This window comes from Streptomyces sp. NPDC031121 (assembly GCF_055570615.1).
Map to the genome: position 1 here is coordinate 251,242 of NZ_JBVIGV010000009.1, position 19,470 is coordinate 270,711.

Annotated in this window: 17 protein-coding genes and 1 pseudogene; 11 read left to right on the top strand and 7 right to left on the bottom strand. The window is 76.5% G+C overall.

Features of this window, described 5'->3' with window-relative positions; genetic code table 11:
* Positions 1-27: 27 nt before the first annotated feature.
* From dhaK to ACZ462_RS18940, 3 genes are read left to right on the top strand one after another with little or no spacing between them, the layout of a single operon-like run.
* Positions 28-1,032, top strand: a complete 1,005-nt coding sequence (gene dhaK / locus ACZ462_RS18930) for a dihydroxyacetone kinase subunit DhaK (RefSeq protein ID WP_467804299.1) — start codon at positions 28-30, stop codon at positions 1,030-1,032.
* Between the two features lie 56 nt (positions 1,033-1,088).
* A complete protein-coding gene (gene dhaL / locus ACZ462_RS18935) occupies positions 1,089-1,685 on the top strand; it encodes a dihydroxyacetone kinase subunit DhaL (protein ID WP_467804298.1) in 597 nt (198 codons plus the stop codon).
* Positions 1,682-2,086: a PTS-dependent dihydroxyacetone kinase phosphotransferase subunit DhaM gene (locus ACZ462_RS18940; RefSeq protein ID WP_467804296.1), complete on the top strand. Its 405-nt coding sequence runs from the start codon at positions 1,682-1,684 to the stop codon at positions 2,084-2,086. Before dhaL ends, ACZ462_RS18940 begins: the two co-directional genes overlap by 4 nt.
* 70 nt (positions 2,087-2,156) lie before the next feature.
* Here the strand turns inward: ACZ462_RS18940 and ACZ462_RS18945 are convergent, their stop codons facing one another.
* On the bottom strand, positions 2,157-2,540 hold the full coding sequence (locus ACZ462_RS18945) for an RNA-binding S4 domain-containing protein (protein WP_467804295.1): 384 nt from the start codon (positions 2,538-2,540) through the stop codon (positions 2,157-2,159).
* 239 nt (positions 2,541-2,779) lie between these two features.
* Between ACZ462_RS18945 and modA the strand changes: the two genes are divergently transcribed.
* Together modA and ACZ462_RS18955 are read left to right on the top strand one after the other, a co-directional pair.
* On the top strand, positions 2,780-3,571 hold the full coding sequence (gene modA, locus ACZ462_RS18950; RefSeq protein WP_467804294.1) for a molybdate ABC transporter substrate-binding protein: 792 nt from the start codon (positions 2,780-2,782) through the stop codon (positions 3,569-3,571).
* Positions 3,572-3,578: 7 nt separating this feature from the next.
* The gene (locus ACZ462_RS18955; RefSeq protein ID WP_467804293.1) at positions 3,579-5,510 is read left to right on the top strand and encodes an ABC transporter permease; all 1,932 of its coding nucleotides are present in this window, start codon (positions 3,579-3,581) and stop codon (positions 5,508-5,510) included.
* A 17-nt stretch (positions 5,511-5,527) separates the two neighbouring features.
* Here the strand turns inward: ACZ462_RS18955 and ACZ462_RS18960 are convergent, their stop codons facing one another.
* Together ACZ462_RS18960 and ACZ462_RS18965 are read right to left on the bottom strand one after the other, a co-directional pair.
* A complete protein-coding gene (locus ACZ462_RS18960) occupies positions 5,528-6,031 on the bottom strand; it encodes an FBP domain-containing protein (protein WP_467804292.1) in 504 nt (167 codons plus the stop codon).
* Between the two features lie 87 nt (positions 6,032-6,118).
* Positions 6,119-8,182 (bottom strand): SpoIIE family protein phosphatase, encoded by a 2,064-nt coding sequence (locus tag ACZ462_RS18965; RefSeq protein WP_467804291.1) that lies wholly within the window; start codon positions 8,180-8,182, stop codon positions 6,119-6,121.
* 62 nt (positions 8,183-8,244) lie between these two features.
* On the opposite strand from ACZ462_RS18965, the gene ACZ462_RS18970 reads away from it, so the two are divergent.
* Positions 8,245-8,718 (top strand): SRPBCC family protein, encoded by a 474-nt coding sequence (locus ACZ462_RS18970; protein ID WP_467804290.1) that lies wholly within the window; start codon positions 8,245-8,247, stop codon positions 8,716-8,718.
* Positions 8,719-8,730: 12 nt separating this feature from the next.
* Here ACZ462_RS18970 and ACZ462_RS18975 read toward each other — a convergent pair whose 3' ends face one another.
* Complete coding sequence (locus ACZ462_RS18975; RefSeq protein ID WP_467804289.1) at positions 8,731-9,900, bottom strand: DUF6777 domain-containing protein; 1,170 nt, start codon at positions 9,898-9,900, stop codon at positions 8,731-8,733.
* Positions 9,901-10,401: 501 nt separating this feature from the next.
* Here ACZ462_RS18975 and ACZ462_RS18980 point away from each other — a divergent pair.
* Positions 10,402-11,679 carry a streptophobe family protein gene (locus ACZ462_RS18980; protein ID WP_467804287.1) on the top strand — a complete coding sequence of 426 codons (1,278 nt, stop codon included), beginning with the start codon at positions 10,402-10,404 and terminating at the stop codon, positions 11,677-11,679.
* Positions 11,680-11,688: 9 nt separating this feature from the next.
* On the opposite strand, the gene ACZ462_RS18985 is transcribed toward ACZ462_RS18980, so the two are convergent.
* Positions 11,689-12,333 carry a hypothetical protein gene (locus ACZ462_RS18985; RefSeq protein WP_467804286.1) on the bottom strand — a complete coding sequence of 215 codons (645 nt, stop codon included), beginning with the start codon at positions 12,331-12,333 and terminating at the stop codon, positions 11,689-11,691.
* A gap of 4 nt (positions 12,334-12,337) precedes the next feature.
* Positions 12,338-14,749, bottom strand: coding sequence for an FHA domain-containing protein (locus ACZ462_RS18990; RefSeq protein WP_467804285.1), 2,412 nt, complete (start codon positions 14,747-14,749; stop codon positions 12,338-12,340).
* 151 nt (positions 14,750-14,900) lie between these two features.
* Here ACZ462_RS18990 and ACZ462_RS18995 point away from each other — a divergent pair, with 151 nt between their 5' ends.
* From ACZ462_RS18995 to ACZ462_RS19010, 4 genes are all read left to right on the top strand, one after another.
* Positions 14,901-15,950: a cation diffusion facilitator family transporter gene (locus tag ACZ462_RS18995; protein ID WP_467804284.1), complete on the top strand. Its 1,050-nt coding sequence runs from the start codon at positions 14,901-14,903 to the stop codon at positions 15,948-15,950.
* 58 nt (positions 15,951-16,008) lie between these two features.
* A complete protein-coding gene (locus ACZ462_RS19000) occupies positions 16,009-16,497 on the top strand; it encodes an NUDIX hydrolase (RefSeq protein ID WP_467804283.1) in 489 nt (162 codons plus the stop codon).
* Positions 16,498-16,626: 129 nt separating this feature from the next.
* Positions 16,627-18,300, top strand: a complete 1,674-nt coding sequence (locus ACZ462_RS19005) for a serine/threonine-protein kinase (protein WP_467804281.1) — start codon at positions 16,627-16,629, stop codon at positions 18,298-18,300.
* On the top strand, positions 18,297-18,875 hold the full coding sequence (locus ACZ462_RS19010) for a hypothetical protein (RefSeq protein WP_467804280.1): 579 nt from the start codon (positions 18,297-18,299) through the stop codon (positions 18,873-18,875). The genes ACZ462_RS19005 and ACZ462_RS19010 overlap by 4 nt, the downstream gene beginning before the upstream one ends.
* Here the strand turns inward: ACZ462_RS19010 and ACZ462_RS19015 are convergent.
* Positions 18,853-19,167 (bottom strand): annotated as a pseudogene (locus ACZ462_RS19015) (DUF6191 domain-containing protein). The gene ACZ462_RS19010 and the pseudogene ACZ462_RS19015 overlap by 23 nt on opposite strands.
* Positions 19,168-19,470 lie beyond the last annotated feature (303 nt).

Here is a 19,470-nt window from a genome sequence, read left to right on the forward strand (position 1 = left end):
CGCCGCCGCTCCACCCGGGGAGACGCCATGAGGATGCTGATCAACCGTCCCGAGACCGTCGTCGCCGACGCCCTGCGGGGCATCGCGGCCGCCCACCCCGACCTGGAGGTCGACGTCGAGCGGCGGATCGTCGTACGGCGGGGCGCGCGCGAGGGCGGCCGCGTCGGCCTGGTCTCGGGCGGCGGATCCGGGCACGAACCGCTGCACGCCGGCTTCGTCGGCCCCGGCATGCTGTCGGCGGCGTGCCCCGGCGAGGTGTTCACCTCGCCCGTCCCGGACCAGATGCTGCGGGCGGCCGCGGCCGTCGACTCCGGGCAGGGCGTGCTCTTCGTCGTGAAGAACTACACAGGCGACGTGCTGAACTTCCGGATGGCGGCCGAACTCGCCGAGGAGGACGGCATCCGCATCGAGCAGGTGCTGGTCAACGACGACGTGGCGGTCACCGACAGCCTGTACACGGCGGGCCGGCGCGGCACCGGCGCCACCCTGTTCGTCGAGAAGATCGCCGGAGCGGCAGCCGAGGCGGGGGCCCCGTTGGAGGAGGTCGCGGCGATCGCCCGCCGGGTCAACGGGGCCTCGCGCAGCTTCGGCGTGGCGCTCAGCGCGTGCACGACGCCCGCCAAGGGCACGCCGACCTTCGACCTGCCGGACGGCGAGCTGGAGTTGGGCATCGGCATCCACGGCGAGCCGGGGCGCGAGCGGCGGCCGGTGATGCCGTCCCGGGAGATCGCGCGGACCGCCGTCGGCGCCGTCGTGGAGGAGCTCGACGGCATCGCGCCGAAGGACGGTCCGGTGCTCGCCCTCGTCAACGGCATGGGGGCGACGCCGCTGCTGGAGCTGTACGGCTTCACCGCCGACGTCTCCGCGGCGCTCGCGGAGCGGGGCGTGCAGGTCGCCCGGACCCTCGTCGGGAACTACGTCACCTCCCTGGACATGGCGGGCTGCTCGGTGACGCTGTGCCGCGCCGACGAGGAACTGCTGCGACTGTGGGACGCGCCCGTGCGGACCGCCGCCCTGCGGTGGGGGGCCTGAGCTTGAGGTGGCGGCGGGACCGGCCGGCCGGTGTGGTGCGAGGCGAGGAGACCGAGTTGCGTGACACTGACTTCTTCCGGCGCTGGATGGCGACCGCGGCGGCCGCCGTGGAGCGCGAGGCGGACCGGCTGACCGAACTCGACTCCCCCATCGGGGACGCCGACCACGGCACCAACATGCTGCGCGGCTTCACGGCGGTGCGGGCGGCCCTGGACTCGGAGCCGCCGGCCACGCCGGCCGCGGTGCTCCAACTGGCGGGCCGGACCCTGATCTCGACGGTGGGCGGCGCCTCCGGCCCCCTGTACGGGACGCTGCTGCGCCGCACCGGCAAGGAGCTCGGCGACGCCGCCGAGGTCTCCGACGAGGACCTGCGCAAGGCGCTGGACGCGGGCGTCGCCGCGGTCGCCGCGCTGGGCGGCGCCGCAGCGGGCGACAAGACGATGCTGGACGCGCTGCTGCCCGGGGTGGCGGCGCTCGGAACGTCGTACCGGGCGGCCGCGGAGGCGGCCGACGCCGGGGCGCTGGCCACGGTCCCCATGCTGGCCCGCAAGGGCAGGGCCAGCTACCTGGGCGAGCGGAGCATCGGCCACCAGGATCCCGGCGCGACGTCCTCGGCGCTGCTGCTGGCGGCCCTGGCGGAGGTGGCCGGATGAGCGGCGGGCCGGTCGGGATCGTCCTGGTGTCGCACAGCGCGCAGGTCGCGGAGTCGGTCGCGGAGCTGGCGGCCGGACTGGCGGCGGGCGGGGCGGTGGCCCCGGTCGCCGCGGCGGGCGGCACCGCGGACGGCGGCCTGGGGACGAGCGCGGAGCGCATCGCGGCGGCCGCGCGGGACGTGGACCGGGGCGCGGGCGTGGCCCTCATCGCGGACCTCGGCAGCGCTGTGCTGACGGTGAAGGCGCTCCTGGCGGACGACGGACTGCCGCTCGGCTCCCGCCTGGTGGACGCCCCGTTCGTGGAGGGCGCGGTCGCGGCGCTCGTCGCGGCCTCGTCGGGGGCCTCCCTGGACGCCGTCGCCTCGGCGGCGCAGGAGGCGTACGACTACCGCAAGGGCTGACCAGGCGGCGGGGCGGCGCGCGCGGGGCGGGCTGCCGCCCCCGGCCGTGCACGCCGCCCCGCCGGGCAAGTCAGCGCCGGCGGAGCTGGTCGAGTTCGCGCCGGTCCCGCTTGGTCGGCCGGCCCGCACCGCGGTCGCGGATGCCGACCGCGGCCGCCTCGACGGGCGTCGGGGGCGGCGGGCTGTTGTCGACGAAGCACTCGGCGGCCACCGGCGCGCCCACCCGCTTCGTCACCGGCCGCCGGACCACCACGATCCGCTCGCGGCCCGCGTGGAACAGGCGCACCTCGTCGCCCGCCTTCACCGACTGCGCGGGCTTGGCCCGCTCGCCGTTGACCTTCACATGGCCCGCGCGGCACGCGGTCGCCGCGATCGAGCGGGTCTTCGTCAGCCGGACGGACCAGATCCAGGCGTCCACCCGGGCCGTCCCCGTTTCGGTTGCTCCCTCTGCCATGGCACGACTCTAGCGAGTGGAGGACCCGAAACCGGAACGAGTTTCGGCGGATGCCACAACGTCTGCCGCATCTGCGATGCGCTTCCTCCGAAGAGGATTGCATGTGCGCGATCGAGGTGCCTACCGTGTCGCATATGTCGACGTACTCCGTCGGCCAGGCAGCGCGTCCTGGAGGCGGCGGCCGGTTCGCGAGCCGTCCGCCCCGACCGCCCGCCGCACATCCGACCGAGGAGCACCGCATGCCGTCCCCCGCCCGCCTGCGCCGCACCGCCCCGGCCCTCGCGGCCGCCCTCCTGCTGCCCGCCCTGTCCGCCTGCGGTGGCGGAGGCACCGGCGCCGGCAGCCCCGGCGGTTCCGGCCCTGCGGCGGCCCACCTGACCGTCCTGGCCGCCTCCTCCCTCACCGACGCCTTCAGGACCGCCGGCGCGGCCTACGAGAAGACGCACCCGGGCACCCGGATCACCTTCTCCTTCGCCGGCTCCCAGGAGCTCGCCGCCCAGGTCAGGCAGGGCGCCCCCGCGGACGTCCTCGTCACCGCCGACACCAGGACGATGGACGGCCTGGCCGCGGAGACCGGCAGCCCGTCCGTCATCGCCAGGAACCGCCTGGTCATCGCCACCGGCAAGGGGAACCCGTTCAAGATCGCAGGACTGAAGGACCTCGCCGACAGCAAGATCAAGGTGGTCCTCGCGGCGCCCGAGGTCCCCGTCGGCCGCTACAGCCGCCAGATCCTTGACGCCCAGCAGGTTCGCGTGGCTCCCGTCTCCGAGGAGCCCAACGTCCGCGCGGTGCTCGGCAAGATCGAACTCGGCGAGGCCGACGCCGGCCTCGTCTACGCGACGGATGCCGCCAAGTCCGCCGGCAAGGTCGCCGCGGTCGACATCCCGGACGAGCAGAACGCCGTCGCCTCCTACCCGGCCGCCACGCTCATGCAGTCGGGGAACGCCGGCGCCGCCGCCGCGTTCACCGCCTGGCTGGGCGGCCCGGAGGCGCAGAGGATCCTCCGGGACGCCGGCTTCCAGAAGCCGTAGCCGCGCCATGAGCAGACTCCGCACCCCCCGCACCCGGCCGCCCGTGACGCTGGCGCTGCCCGCGCTGCTCGCCGTCGCGTTCCTGCTGCTGCCCCTGGTCGGGATCCTCGTCCGCACCCCCTGGTCCGAACTCGGCGGCCACCTCGGCAGCCCCGGCGTCCTCGAAGCCCTGCGGCTCTCGCTCGTCGTGTCGTTCTGGGCGCTGGGCCTGTCGCTGCTGCTGGGGGTGCCGCTGGCCTGGCTGCTGGCCCGCGTCGACTTCCCGGGCAAGGCGTTCGTGCGGTCGCTGGTGCTGCTGCCGATGGTGCTGCCGCCGACCGTGGGCGGTGTGGCGCTGCTGCTCGGCTTCGGGCGGCGCGGGCTGCTCGGGCCGTGGCTGGAGGAGTCCTTCGGCGTCACCCTGCCGTTCCACACGTCGGGGGCGGTCCTCGCGGCGACGTTCGTCGCCATGCCGTTCCTCGTGATCAGCCTGGAGGGCGCGCTCGGCGGACTGCGGCCGAGCTACGAGGAGACCGCCGCGTCGCTGGGGGCCGCCCCGGTCAGGGTGTTCTTCACGGTCACCCTGCCCATGGCGGCTCCGGGCCTCGCGGCCGGGGCGGCGCTGACGTGGGCCCGCGCGCTGGGCGAGTTCGGCGCGACCATCACCTTCGCGGGCAACCTGCCCGGCACCACCCAGACCCTCCCCCTCCAGGTCTACTTGCTCCTCCAGGACCGCCCGGAGGCGGCGACGTCCGTGTCGCTGCTGCTGCTCGCGATCGCCATGGCCGTGCTGGTCGCGCTGCGGGGACGCTGGACGGGCGCCCCGCTCCCCCGCCGCCGGCCCGCGCCCCAGCCCCCGGAGGATGTTCCGCCGCAGGCCACGTACGAGCCCGGGGAGGCGGCCGCGGCCCCGTACGGCGGCGGACGCTGGCCCCTGCACGCGGCGGTCACCGGGTACACCGAGCTCACCCTGGACGCCGAGCCCGGCACCACCATCGCCGTCGTCGGCGAGAACGGCGCCGGCAAGACCACCCTGCTGCGGGCCCTCCTCGGGCTGACCCCGCGCGCCGAGGCGGAGCTGCGGCTCGGCGACACCGACGCCACCGCCCTGCCCCCGCACCGGCGGCGGGTCGCCTGGGTCCCCCAGGACGGGGCGCTGTTTCCGCACCTGAGCGCCCTGGCCAACACGGCGTACGGGCTGCGGGCGCGCGGCGTGCCGCGGGCGGAGGCCCGGCGGGAGGCCCGGCGGTGGCTGGAGCGGCTCGGCGTCGGCGACCTCGCCGGCCGCAGGCCCGCCCAGCTGTCCGGCGGGCAGGCCCAGCGGGTGGCGCTCGCCCGGGCGCTCGCCGCCCGGCCGCGGCTGCTGCTGCTCGACGAGCCGCTGGCCGCCCTCGACCAGGCGACCCGGGCCCGCGTACGGCACACGCTGCGCACGCACCTGGCCGGCTTCGGCGGGGTGTGCCTGCTGGTGACGCACGACCCGGTCGAGGCGGTGTCGCTGGCGGACCGGGTGCTCGTCCTGGCCGGCGGGCGCACCCTGCAGGACGCGCCGCCCGCCGAGGTGGCCCGCCATCCGCGGTCGCCGTGGGTGGCGCGGATGCTGGGCCGGAACGCCTGGCCGGGGACCGCGTCCGCCGAGGGGCTCGCGCTGCCCGGCGGGGGCCGGATGGTGGTGGCCGAGACGCTGCCCGGGGGGGCTCCGGCGCTCGCGGTCTTCGGACCGGAGGCGGTGTCGGTGCACCGCGAACGCCCGGCCGGCAGCCCGCGCAACGTGTGGCCGGGCACCGTCCGGGAGATCACCTCGGCCGGCAGCCGGCTCCGCGTGCTCGTCGCCTCGCCCGGCGTGCCCGACCTGGTCGCGGAGATCACCCCGGACGCGGCCGCCGAGCTGGGCCTGGCCGACGGGGCTCAGGTGTGGACGAGCGTCAAGGCCACGGAGGTCGCGCTCGTCGGACTGTGACGCGCCGCCGGGTGCCGTCAGGCGGTGATGCGGGCGGTGAGCGCGTCGAGGTTGGCCAGGGCCCGCTCCACGCGCTCCTCCAGGGTGAGGGTCTCCTCGTAGGTGCGGGTCCGCAGCTTGGGCAGCCGCTTGCCGCGCAGGTACAGGGAGCAGGCGAGGTCGGCGCAGAAGTACGAGCCGACGGTGTTGCCGTCGCGGCCGCGGGCGCCCGCGAGCGGGGCGACGAGCAGGGACACGCCGGAGGCGGCGTGCGCGGTCAGGCAGATCTGGCAGACGCTGGACTTGACGGCGCTGGTGCGGTTGGCGACCGGGACGCGGAGGCCTATGCCGACGGCGGACCCGTCGGCTCCGGTGCGCACGAGGTAGGCGCGGAGCGGGGCCGCGGGGTCGATCCAGCCGAGGAAGTCCAGGTCCTCCCAGGGGAGTTCGCCGAAGTCCGGCGGGAGCTTCAGCCGCGAGGCCTCGCCCTTGGTGCAGTTGACGAAGGACGCGCGGATCTGCTTCTCGGTCAGTGGTTCCATGGGAGGCCACGGTACGTGGCCATGGCAACTGTCCTCATCCGGATTTCCGGGCGGCGCACCCCGGGGCGGGGTTCCCGGGGGCCGTGTTCAGGGGCCTGCCGGGTGCTGCGGGACGGCGAACTCGCACCACACGCACTTGCCGCCGCCCCGGGGCTCCACGCCCCAGTCCTGCGCCAGCTCCTCCACCAGCAGCAGCCCGCGCCCGGAGACCGACCAGTCGCCGGCCTCGCGTCGGTGCGGCAGGGCGCTGCTGGAGTCCTCCACCTCGATCCGGATGCGGCCCTCGGCGGTCATGCGGAGGCCGACGTGGCCGCCGCCGTCGGTGTGGACGAGGGCGTTCGTCATCAGCTCGTCCGCCGCCAGTTCGATCTCGTCCGTCAGCTCGCGGGCGCCCCAGGCCGCCGCGGCCGCCCGGATCAGGTGCCGGGCCGCCGAGGGGCCCTGCGGGTCCCCGGGGGCGAGGCGCAGCCGCAGGGGGCCGCCGCCGCGCGGCGTGGGCGTGCCGCGGCGGCGCAGCAGGAGGAGGGCCATGTCGTCGCGCCCGCCCGCGTCCCCGATCAGGTCGCACAGCGCGTCGGCCAGCTCCTCCACGTCGGCGGGGCCCGAGCTGACCGCGTGCACGAGGTCGCGCATGCCGGCGGCGCGGTCGGCGCCGTGCCGCTCCAGCAGGCCGTCGGTGCACAGCACGAGGGTGTCGCCGGGGTGCAGTTCGACGCTGGTGACGGGGTAGCCGGTGCCGCCCCCGGGGTGCTCGGGCGGGGGTGCGCCGAGCGGCGGGCCGCCGGCCACGGGGACGGTGTGGCAGCTGCCGTCGCCTCGCCGGACCAGCGGGTCGTGGTGTGCGGCACGGACCATGCGGAGCATGCCGGTGGCGAGGTCCATCTCCGCGTAGGTGCAGGCCGCGACGCGGTCGGTGGCCAGTTCGTGCAGGAAGGCGGAGGCCCGCGCCATGGCGGTGTCGGGGGTGTGGCCCTCGGTGGCGTACGCGCGCAGGACGATCCGCAGCTGGCCCATGACGGCGGCCGCGTCGGTGTCGTGCCCCTCGACGTCGCCGATCATCACGCCGACGCGTCCCTCGCCGAGCGGGACGACGTCGTACCAGTCGCCGCCGATCTTCCGCCCCATGCGCGCGGCCCGGTAGCGGACGGCGATCCGGGTGCCGGGGACGTCGGGGATCCGCCGGGGCAGCATGGCCCGCTGCAGGCCCTCCGCGAGGTCGTGCTCCTGCTCGAACAGGATGGCCCGCTGGAGGCTCTGGGCGATGCCGCTGCCGAGGGCGACGAGCACGTTGCGCTCCTCGGCGGTGAAGTCGCCCTCCCGCCGGTAGAGCAGGCCGAGCGCGCCGATGGCCCGGCCCTGCGCGATCAGCGGCAGGTAGACGCCGCTGTGCACGTCCAGCGGCTCGATGTACGGCCACAGGTCGGGGAACCGGAGCCGGAACTCGTCGCGGGAGGCGATGAAGACGGGCTGGAGGCTGCGGACGGCCTCGCTCATCGGGAAGCGGGCCTCGATGCGGGTGTACTCGATCTCCGGGACGTAGGTGCCGAGCTGGCCCTCGGCGACGAGGTGGATGCGGCCCCCGTCGACGATGCCGAGCATCACGCTGACGGCGCCGAGGTGGCCGAGGGCCTCCGGGTCCTTCAGCACGTCGGTGACGTCGTTGACGGTGCGGGCGTGCGCGAGGATCGCCGTGGTCCGCTCGACGACACCGGTCATCCGGCGGCGGCCCTCGTCGCCGGACGCCCCGGAGTCGCGGGGGTCGTGGGCGGCATCGCGGATGATCCCGATGATCCGGTACGGGCGGCCGCCCGGCTCGCGCAGGATGTGCCCCTGGATGTGGGTCCAGGCGGCCGTGCCGTTGCGGCGGCGGCGCCGGACGTACGCCCCGTAGTGGCTGCGCCCGTCCTTGAGGGCCTGCGCCACCCGGGCGTCGAGGCGGGCCTCCTCGGGTGGCGCGAGGCGGACGCGCAGCCCGGCCGGGGTGCCGTTGAACTCGTCCGCGCGCAGGCCCAGGACCTCGAGGGCGGTCTCGTCCAGGTGCATCCGCCCGCTGTCGAGGTCCCAGTCGAAGGTGCCCATGTGGTTGAGCGCGAGACTGGTGTCGGGCCGCGCCGGCCACTGGACCTCGGGGCTCGGTCGCCTGTCGGCCATGCTGCCAGGGTCTCACCGATCGGCGCCGCGCGCGGGGATCCGCGCGGCGCGACAATCCGCTTATGGAAGATCAGCGGGTGGTCGTGGAGCGCGAGGTGGCCGCTCGGGCGGAGCGCGTGTGGCGGGCGCTGACGGACCTGGAGGCGATGCCGCGGGTGCTGTCGGGCGTGGAGGCGGTGGAGGTGCTCACCCCGGGCCCGTTCGGGGTGGGCACCCGGTGGCGCGAGACGCGGCGCATGTTCGGCTCGCGGGCGACGGAGGAGATGCGGGTCGCCGTGTGCGAGGCCCCGCGGCGCTACGTCGCCGAGGCCTTCAACGCGGGCATGCGGTACGAGTCGGAGTTCCGGGTGGACGAGCGGGGGCCGGGGCGGACCGTCGTCCGGATGGCGTTCTCGGCGTCGCCCGCGCCGGGCGGGAGGCCGCCGGGCGTGTTCATGCGGCTGCTGAACCGGCTGGGGACGCGGGCGGTCGCCCGCGCGGTCGCGAAGGACCTGGCGGACGTGGCCGCGGCCGTCGAGGCGGCCGGTCCCGGCTGACGGCCGGGCGGGTCACTGGGGGGTCGGTGAGGGGGACGTCGGCGGAGGGGAGCCCGGGGTGGGGCCCGTCGGGGTGAGCGTCGGCTCGTACGGGGCCTCGGTCGGGCGGGGGGAGGCCGTCGGGACGGCCGCGCCGGGGTCGGGCTCGCCTGTCGGGGTGGCCGAGCGGGGCTCCGTCCCCGAGGGGGTGGTGGCGCGGGCCGGGGTGCCGGTCTTCGCGGGGTTGCCGTACGGCTCCGGTTCCCTGCCCGTCTCGGCGGCCGTCGGGGTGGGGGTGGCGGGGCTGCCCGTCCCGGTCGGGGTGGCGGTCGGAGGCTCCGTGGTGGCGGTCGGGGTCGCCGACGCGGTCGGCGGGGTGTGGCCGCCCGTCGGGGTCGCCGTGGCCGCCGGGCTGCGGGTGGGGTCCAGTCCGGGCGGGACGGGCGGCGGTGTGACGGGCCGGTCCGGGTCCTTGGCGCCGCCGGCGGGGCGCTGGTACCAGCGGCCGTCCCGCGCGTCGTAGAAGGTGATCTTGTTGATGACGACGACCGTCGGCCTGATCACGACCGTGTCCTGCGGCCGGTACGCCGTCCAGGGCTGCCCGAAGCGCCGCGAGTCCGGCTTCAGCGCGACCGGCTGGTCCAGCGGGTTGCCGCAGGCGCAGCGCACCCGCGGCACGCCGTGGTCGTCGACCAGGACCGCCGTGCCGGCCTGGAGGACCGCCTGGTACGGCAGGGGGCGGCCGTCCCGGTAGCCGTGGTTGGTGACCCGGGTGTCGACGCGCAGGGTGACGGCGGTCAGCGAGCGCAGGAATCCGGGGACCTCCGCCGGCCGGATGCCGAGGGCCTCGGCGAAGGCCGCGTTCACGGGCGGCTCCGCGGACAGGGCGCGGACCTGCTTCTCGATGTCGCAGCTGGCCGTGTCGCGGGTGCCGCCGTACAGGCCGGGGGATGCGCCCGTGAGGGAGCGGGTGGTGACCGTGCCGGTGGCGGGCGGCCGGTCCGGGACCTGCCCGGACGGGGCAGGGCTTTCGGCGGCGCCGGCCGGGACCGTCGCCGTGGACTCGGTGAAGGGCGCCCGGCCCTGTGCGGAGGCCGGTTCGAGGAACAGTTCGCCGCCCGTCGCGGCCGGTCCGCCGCCGGGCCGGGTCAGCACCACCGCGAGCACGACGACCGCGGCCAGCACCGCGACGGCCGCGGCCACCGCGGGCAGGCGCCACCGGGGCCGCCGGGGCCCGCCTGGCGGGCCGGCGGCCCCGGGCGGCCCGCCGCCGCCCGGACCGCCCCCGCCGCCGGGCGGGAGACCCCCGGATGGCGGGCCTCCGGGGGCGCTCCCGCCGGTGACCGTCGGGGGGCCGGAGGCCGGGCCGCCCGAGAGCGGGCCCGCCGGCGGGCCGGCGGGCGGCCCGGAGGGAGGGCCGCCGGGGCGGTCCGAGGGCGGTATGCCGGAAGGCTGCGTGGTCACGGGCGCTCCAGTGCCGGGCGCGGGCGACCCGGCCGGACGGGGCCCCGCCGCCGGGGCCGCCGGGGCGGGGGCGGAGTCGGGGCGGGTCGGGTCCGAGGCGGGTCGGGATCGGTACGGGGCCGCCGGGTCGGGGGCGCGGTCGCCGGGATGGGCCGATCGCGGGGGTGCGGCCACTCCTGCGGACCATTGTGTGCGGCCTTCCGGTGGTCGCCGCAAGCCGGGACTGCCTACGGTGGCGCTGTGAGCCGTACCTCCGCGGACTCCCCGGGAGCCTGGCCCGCCTGGCGCGACGCCCTCGTCGCCGTCGTGGCGGGTTTCGCGGTGATGGCCGCCGTCGCCGCCGCGGGACTGGCCTGTGCGGGCGCCGCCCGGCTGCCGGGCGGCGCCTTCCCGCGGGTCGTGGCCGCCGTGGTGGCCCTCGCGGCCGGGGGCTCGGTCGAGGTGGCGGGCGGCGAAGGCTTCCTCGTCCGGGCGGAGGCCGGCCTGTCACTGCTGCCGCTCTCGGTGAGCCTGGCGGGCGCCCTCACCGCCGGATGGCTGTTCCTGCGCCCGCTGCGGCACAGGGCCGTCGCCGGGGGGCGTGAACTCCTCGCCCGCGCCGCCCCGCTGGTGTTGCTGTGGCTGCTCGTGCTCACCGGCACCGCCCTGCTCGCCCGCCAGGACTTCGCCGTCAGCCCCGGAGACGAGACCCTGGAGGACGCGGCCGAACTCCTCGGGCCGGCGCCGACGGTCGGCTTCCGCGCCGATCTGCCGGCCACGCTCCTGTTCGGACTGCTGTGGATCACGGGCCTGCTGCTGGTGGTGCTGCTCGTGTCGCGCCGCGCGCCGCTGCCGCCGCGGCTGGTCCGCTTCCACGCGGCGGTGCGGCCCGCCGCGTCCGCCACCGTCGTGCTGCTCCTCGCGTACGTGGCCCTCGGGCTCGGTACCGGCCTGGTCGCGGCCGCCACGCGCGGGCATCCCGATCGGGTGTTCGCGGTGGTCCTGCTCGCCCTGCCCAACCTGGCCTGGCTCGCGCTCACCCTCGGCTTCGGCGGGGCATGGGACGCCCGGGCGGAGGGGCCGTTCGGGCTGCCGATGCCGCAGGTGCTGGACCGGGTCGTGCGCGACGCCGACCGCTCGGCGGTGGACGTCGGCGACCTCGCCCGGTACGACGGGCGCATGTGGTGGCTGGTGGCCGTCACGGTCCTCGCCCTGCTCGGCACGGGCCTGCTGGCCGCCGTCCGCTCCCCCGCGCACGTACGGGCCCGGCAGCACGCCCTGCACCTGGCGGTGGCCCTCGGGACGGCCGCCCTGGCGGTGTCCCTGCTGGCCTCGGTGGAGGCGCATTTCGGGCTGGCCCTGATGGGCATCGGCGACGCGGGCGGGCTCGGCACGACGGTGGAGCTGCTGCCCGTCCTGTGGCGGAACGTGGGCCTCGCCGTGCTGTGGGGCGCGGCCGCCGGCTTCCTCGGTGCGCTCATGGCCCGGCCGGTGCACCGGCGCGCCGCCCGCGGGCGTTCGGCGGCGCCGGGGCGGTGACCGGCGGGCTCAGCGGCCGCCCGCCTCCGGCGGGGTGACGACCCGGGTCGGCTCGTGGCCCTCGCGCCGCGCGGCCGGGGCCGGGCGCTCCACAGCGGAGCCGCCCTCTCCCACGGCCGTCGGCGTCGGTTCGGCCCGGGCGGCCGGCTCGCCGCCGGGCTCCGGGGCCGCGTACGTCGCGAGGCGGGTGCCGTCGCCGTACATCCACTGGCCGGAGGCCTCGTCGTACAGCCACGCGGACTCGCCGTCGACGACGGCCCCGGACCGCAGTCCGCGCGTACGGCTGCGGAACCCCTCCGCGTCCAGCCGGCCCGCGGCGAGCTCGTCGGCGGCCTGCCGGTAGCGGTCCAGCGCGTCGGCGGCGCGGGCGAGCAGCGGGAGGGGGTCCTCGGTGCGGGCGACGGGCCGGCCGCCGGTCGGGGGCGGCTGCGGCACGGCGACGAGGAGCCGGCCGTCCACCCAGGCGGACCATCCGTTGGCGCACAGGATCTGCCCCCACTCCCCCCGCCGGGACAGCAGCTGGACGGGCAGGAAGGGGTCGAGGGAGACGGTGGGCCGGGAGACGTCGGGCTCCTCCCAGGCCGGCATCCCGCTCTGCGGGACGACGTGCGTGGGGCGGAACTCGGCACCGCCGTATGCCGCGGGTACGCCCATCGCGCTACTTCCGCATGATGGCCGGCTCGTGGCGGCGCAGCAGCCGCACGACCAGCACTCCGAACAGCACGGACAGGGCGGCGAGCATGCCCAGGTCGAGCAGCCACACGCCGGGGTCGTGCGCGAACAGCGGGTCGGCGGTGAGCGCGCCGGGGACGATCGCGCCGAGGTCGACGGTTCCGGCCATCGCGCCGAGGGCCCAGCGGGAGGGCACGAGCCAGGCGAGCTGCCCGATCACCGGTGCCCCGTCGAGCCGGAGCAGCGCCCCGCAGAAGACGACCTGCACGATGGCGAGCAGCACCAGCAGCGGCATGGTGACCTCCTCCTTGCGGACGAGGGCGGAGACCAGGAGGCCGAGCATCATCGCGGTGAAGGACAGCAGGGCGGTGGCGAGGGTGATCTCGGCGAGCGGCGGCAGCAGCACCCCGCGGCCGCCGGGGGCGTTGGTGTCGACGCCGTACAGGGCGACGAGGGTGAGGACGGCCGCCTGGGCGACGGTGACGGCGCCGAGCACGGCCACCTTGGACATGAGGTAGGCGGATCTGGACAGGCCGACGGCCCGTTCCCGCTGGTAGATGGTGCGTTCCTTGACGAGCTCGCGGACGGCGTTGGCGGCGCCGGTGAGGACCGCGCCGACGCACAGGATCAGCAGGACGTTCACTGCGGACTCGCGGGTGAGCGCGCCGCCGGCGAGGGCCCGCGCCATGGCGCCCATGACGAACGGCAGGGCGACCATGATGGCGAGGAAGGTTCGGTCGGCGCCGAGTGCGGCGGCGTAGCGGCGCACCAGCGTGGACAGTTGCGCTCTCCAGCTCTGGGCCTTGGGCGGCGGGGCGGCGAAGGAGTCGGAGTGCCGCTCCTCGGGGTGCCGGGGCTGGCGGGCGGCTCCCTGGACGTACCGGCGGTACTGGGGGGAGGCGCGGTACTGGCCGGCCCAGTCGCGGTCGCGCTGGGTTTCGAACGCCTCGAAGGCCTCCGGCCACTGGTCGAAGCCGAAGAAGGGGAGGGTCTCCTGCGGGGGCCCGTACCAGGCGGTGCGGCCGCCGGGAGCGAGGACGAGGACCCGGTCGCACACGTCGAGGCTGAGCACGCTGTGGGTGACGACGATGACGGTGCGGCCGTCGTCGGCGAGGCCGCGCAGCATGTGCATGACGGAGCGGTCCATGCCGGGGTCGAGGCCGGAGGTGGGCTCGTCGAGGAACAGCAGCGAGGGCTTCGTGAGCAGTTCCAGGGCGACGGAGACCCGTTTGCGCTGTCCGCCGGAGAGGCTGTGGATGGGCTGGCCTGCGCGCTGGCCGAGGCCGAGTTCGGTGATGACCTCGTCGACGCGGGCCTGCCGCTCGGACTTCGCCGTGTCCTGCGGGAAGCGGAGTTCCGCGGCGTAGGTGAGGGCGCGGCGGACGGTGAGCTGGGCGTGGAGGATGTCGTCCTGGGGAACGAGCCCGATGCGGCTGCGGAGTTCGGCGTAGTCGCGGTAGAGGTCGCGGCCGTCGTAGAGGACGGTGCCTTGGTCGGCGGGGCGCAGTCCGGTCAGGGCGCCCAGCAGGGTGGACTTGCCGGCCCCGCTGGGTCCGACGACGGCGAGGAGGCATTTGGCGCCGACGGGGAAGGAGACGTCGTCGAGGAGGGTCTTGCGGCCGCGGTCGACCGCGACGGTGAGGTCCTGGACGTCGAGGGAGACCTCGCCGGTGTCGGTGTACTCCTGGAGGCGGCCGTCGACCAGGCAGAGGGCGGTGTGGCCGATGCCGATGATGTCGCCCTCGGAGACGGCGGCGCGGTCGGTGCGCACGCCGTTGAGGTAGGTGCCGTTGTGGCTGCCGAGGTCGTGGATCTCGCGGGTGCCGTCGGGGAGGGTGAGGAGTTCGGCGTGCCGGCGGGAGACGACGAGGTCGTCGATGACGAGGTCGTTGTCCTCGGCGCGGCCGATGCGGACGGCGGTGCCGGCGGGGAGCCGGCGGATGGAGGTGGGGCGGCGGAAGGTGCCCGTCAGCGACGGGCTGGAGACGCGGGCGGGGGCGCCGGCCGCGGGGGCGCGCGGGCTCGGGTCGGCGAGCGGGCCCACGGGGGGCGCGGGCGGCGGCGGGGCGGCCGGGCCGCGGTCGACGAGGAGGGCGCGCGGGCCGTCGGTGGCGCTGCCGAAGCGGAGTTCGCTGCCGGGTCCGACGCTCCACTCGCGGACGCGGTGGCCGTCGGCCCAGGTGCCGTTGGTGCTGTCCTCGTCCCGGACGGTCCAGTGGTCGCCTTCGGGGCGCAGCACGGCGTGGTGCCAGGAGACGCGGGCGTCGTCGAGGCAGATCTCGCAGAGGGGGTCGCGGCCGACGTGGTAGGTCCGGCTCGGGCTCATCGGGGTCGAGCCCGCGTCGGTTTCCAGGAGGAGCTCGGGCGCGGCTGACGGCACACCTGAGGGCTGGGCCATGAGCAGATTTTCCCACGATCCTCACGGCGGGGCATAACCGCAGGTCAGATGGGTCTTAACCATAATGACAACGGTCCCCGTTGCAGCCTTTGCCCATTGCTTCACAGTGCGCTTCACTTCACGCGTCGGAACCGACCGGACGGGGGACGCGATGAGCGTGCACGACCACATGCACGACGACGGACACACACAGGACCGGGGCCGCGACCGCGGCCACGACGGGCACGGGCACGGCCCCGGCGGCCACTCCCACGGCGTGTCCGCGGACGCGGACCGGCGGTGGCTGGCCGTCGCACTGGCCCTGATCGGCACGTTCATGGCTGTCGAGGTGGCCATCGGCATCATCGCCCGCTCGCTCGCCCTGATCTCCGACGCGGCGCACATGCTGACCGACGCCGTCTCGATCGTCCTCGCGCTTATCGCGATGCGGCTCGCGGCCCGCCCGGCGCGCGGCGGGTTCACGTACGGACTCAAGCGCGCCGAGATACTGTCCGCCCAGGCCAACGGCCTCACCCTGCTGCTGCTTGCCGTCTGGCTGGCGTACGAGGCGGTGCAGCGGCTGATCGACCCGCCGCCGGTGGCGGGCGGCCTGGTGCTGGTCACCGCGCTCGCCGGGATCCTCGTCAACATCGCCGCCGCCTGGTGCATCTCCCGGGCGAACCGCTCCTCGCTCGCCGTCGAGGGCGCCTACCAGCACGTCCTGAACGACCTGTTCGCGTTCATCGGCACGGCCGTCGCCGGCCTCGTCGTCCTGACCACCGGCTTCCGGCAGGCCGACGCGATCGCCACGCTCGTCGTCGTGGCGCTGATGGTCAAGGCGGGCTACGGGCTGGTCCGCGAGTCCGGCCGGATCTTCCTGGAGGCGGCCCCCGCCCACCTGGACCCGGACGCCGTGGGGGACCGGCTGGCCGGGCACCCGCCGGTCACCGAGGTCCACGACCTGCACATCTGGACGATCACCTCGGGCCAGGCGGCCCTGTCGGCGCACGTGCTGGTCGAGCCGGCGGGCGACTGCCACGCGGTCCGGCGGGACCTGGAGCGGCTGCTGGCCAAGGAGTACGGCATCACGCACACCACCCTCCAGGTGGACCACGCCCAGGAGGCGCTGCTCACCGTCGGCCGCACCGCGGACGACGCGGCCGACCCGCACTGCGGCGAGCCCCACGGGCCGGTCCACCGCCACGGCCCGCACGACCACTGAGCCGCCGCCGCGCGCGGGGGCGGGACTGCCGGCGCGCCCGCCGGGCATACATGCGGCCATGACGACGAAGCGCAGCGCGGGGCTCCTCCTCTTCCGCGAGACGGGGGCGGCCCCGGCCGGGGCCGCCCCCGCGGTCGAGGTGCTGCTCGGCCACATGGGCGGCCCGCTGTGGGAGCGCCGCGACGCCGGCGGCTGGGCCATCCCGAAGGGCGAGTACGAACCGGACGAGGCGCCCCTCGACGCGGCCCGGCGGGAGTTCACCGAGGAGATCGGCCTGCCCCCGCCCGAGGGCCCGTACCTCCCGCTGGGCGAGGCCCGGATGCCGAGCGGCAAGCAGGTGGTGGTCTGGGCGGTCCGCGCCGACCTCGACCCGGCGCTCATGGTGCCCGGCACCTTCCTGATGGAGTGGCCGCCCCGCTCGGGCCGCACCGCGGAGTTCCCCGAGCTGGACCGGGTGGCCTGGTTCACCCCGGAGGAGGCGAAGGCGAAGCTGATCGCGTCCCAGGTCACCTTCCTCGACCGGCTCTTGGCGCTGCTGGCGGGTTGACCGGAGCCTGTTCGAGGCGCGGGCCGGCCGGGTTGGGAACCGGCCCGGCCGGAAACCGTGTCACTGGGGGTGTCCGGACGGCTACGCGGCCGGACCGGGTCGCGGCGGCGCCACGGACGGGGGCAGACGATGACGACGTACGGCTGGACGGTGCCCGGCTACACGCACGTCCGGGAGCTCGGCGCCGGCGGCGGCGGCCGCGTGGTCCTCGCCGTGCACGGGGCGACCGGTACGCCCGTCGCGGTGAAGTACCTGGGCGAGCGGCTCCGCGAGGACCCGGCCTTCCGCGCGGAGTTCCGGGCCGAGGCGAGGCTCCTGGGCGGCCTGGACTCCCCGTACGTGGTACGGCTGTACGAGTACGTGGAGGCGCCGGGCGGCGCCGCGATCGTGATGGAGGTGGTCGACGGGATCTCGCTGCGGGCCGTGCTGCGGGAGTCGGGGCAGACCGGACCGGAGGCGGCGCTCGTCGTACTGAAGGGCTCGCTGCTCGGCCTGGCCGCGGCGCACCGGGCGGGCGTCGTCCACCGCGACTACAAGCCGGAGAACGTGCTCGTCGCAGCCGACGGCTCCTCCAAGCTCGTCGACTTCGGGATCGCGGCACGCCGCGGCACCACCCCCGGCGTGGCGGGGACGCCCGCCTACATGGCGCCCGAGCAGTGGCAGGGGCGGCCGGCCTCGCCCGCGGCCGACGTGTACGCGGCGACCGCCACGTTCTTCGAGTGCCTGACCGGCCACAAGCCCTTCCCCGGGCAGAACTTCGCGGAACTCGCCGTCCAGCACGTGGAGGCGCCCGTACCGGAGGAGGAGGCCCCGGAGACCGTCCGGACGCTGATCCGCCGCGGCATGGCCAAGGCGCCGGAGCAGCGCCCCGCCGACGCCGAGGAGTTCGTCGCGGAGCTGGAGCACGCGGCGCTCGCCGCGTACGGGCCCGACTGGGAGGAGCGCGGGCAGCGCAGGCTCGCGGCGGCGGCCGGGCTGCTGCCCCTGCTGTTCCCGTCCTCGGGGGGCACGGCCTCGGGGACGACGGCGGTCGCGACGACGTCCCTGGGGCGGGGGTCGGGCTGGGCCCCGGGGCGGCGCGGGGCGATCGCGGCGGGCGCGGCCCTCGTGCTGGGGGTGGTCGTCGGCGCCACATACAGCGCGGTGGGCGGCGAGCCGGGCGGGGCGCGGGCGGTGAACTCGTTCGCGACGTCGCGGCCGGAGCCGGCCGGGCCGGGGTACGGCTCGCCGGGGCCGGGGTCGTCCGGGTCGGCGGACCCGTCCGGGTCGCCGTCCGTGTCGCCGTCCGGTTCGCCGCCGGGGGCCCCGTCGCCGTCGGCGAGCGGTCAGCCCTCGCCTTCGCCGTCGGTGTCGGCGCGCCCGTCGCCGAGCCGTTCGGCGGTGGCGCGGCCGCCGGTGTCCGCCTCGCCGGCCCGGCCGCCGTCTCCCCGGCCCTCGGCGACCACCACGCCGACGCCGAAGCCGACGCCGGTCGTGCACGCCGTCGGCGTGCAGCTGGCGCAGACCGGCCCGGACACGGCGGCGGCGGACATCTCCTTCAAGACCACCGGCACCGGTACGGTCCGCGTCACCGTGCAGTGGTTCACCGGCGACGACGGCGACCCCTTCGCCGAACCCGACGGCACCACCGTGTACGACCACACGGCGGGCGGCGGTACCGCGGCCCTCGCAGCGGCCGGGCCGGTCACGCACACGTTCAAGGGCGGCGGCTGCCTCTGGGGGGTCCGGGTCACGACCTCCCCCGCGGCGGGCCGGGGCCCGGCCACCGACAGCCTCGTCGTGAGGAGTTGCTCCCCCGCATGAACGACGACGACGAATACAGCGCCACCGTGCTCGGCAGCCACTGGGTCGACGGGCCGCCGGAGCCCCGGGACGCCGTCCCCGACCGGGTCGAGGGCTCCGTCCTGCGGTTCGGGCCGGGCGTGACGGCGGCGGCGCCGGCCCCGTTCCCCGTGGTGGTCCCGCCCCGCCCGCGGCGCCGCCCGGAGTGGCGCCGCTACGCCCTGGCCGGGGCCGTCCTGGCCGGCGTACTCGGCTACCTGGCGTGGCAGGAGTGGGGGCCGGGCCTGGCGGTACGGGAGGTGTCGGCGGCCACCGCGGACGGCCGGGACCCCGGCTGCGACTCGACCGCCGACGTGGTGGCCCTCGTACGCACCAACGGGCGCCCGGGGACGATCACGTACCGCTGGCTCCGCAGCGACGGCACCCGCACCGAGGCACTCACGGAACGGGTCCCGCGCGGCCGCGACGAGGCCCGCCTCCACCTGCTGTGGACGTTCCGCGGCGAGGGCGCCTACGCGGCCTCCGCCACGGTCGAGATCGTCTCCCCCGGCGAGCACACGGCGCGGACGGGCTTCACCTACCGCTGCGAGCGGTAGCCCCGCCGGCGTCCGGGCCGGCGGGGAGGCGGATCACGGCGCGGCCGCCGTCGAGGTCGAGGCGTGAGCGGGGCGGGGCGCCGTCCTCTTCGTCGTCGCGCAGCACGAGGGTGCTCTGCCGCTCCTTCAGCTCGTTCTGCTTGCCCGGCGAGAAGGACGCGTGCAGCTACTCGAATCCGGTCGAGGAGACCTGGCCGGTGTGGCCGCCCCAGCGCCAGGGCAGCAGCCCGGCGAGGGCGAGGTCGAGGAAGGCCGTTGCGGTGAGCAGCAGCGCCAGCCCCGGCAGGGTCATGAAGACGAGGAAGGCCGTACCGGGACGGTAGCCTGCCCGCGCGGGCCGGACAGGGCGGGACGGGGCCCGGCAGGCCGGCGCGGGGGCCGGGAGGCGCGCGGCCGCGGGGGCCGGGTCAGCAGCGGGCGTGGGCGGTGAAGTCGGCCTCGCCGGTGACGCAGGCGGACGACCGCGGCGAGATCGCTCTCGCGGTGGTCGTGGATGAGCCGGTTCACCCGGTACCGCCCCTCGTTCGTGCTCCTGTGCGGTGAGGCCAGGGGCGGCCGGGGCGTTGCGCTCCCGCGCCGCGGTGCACAACAGCGG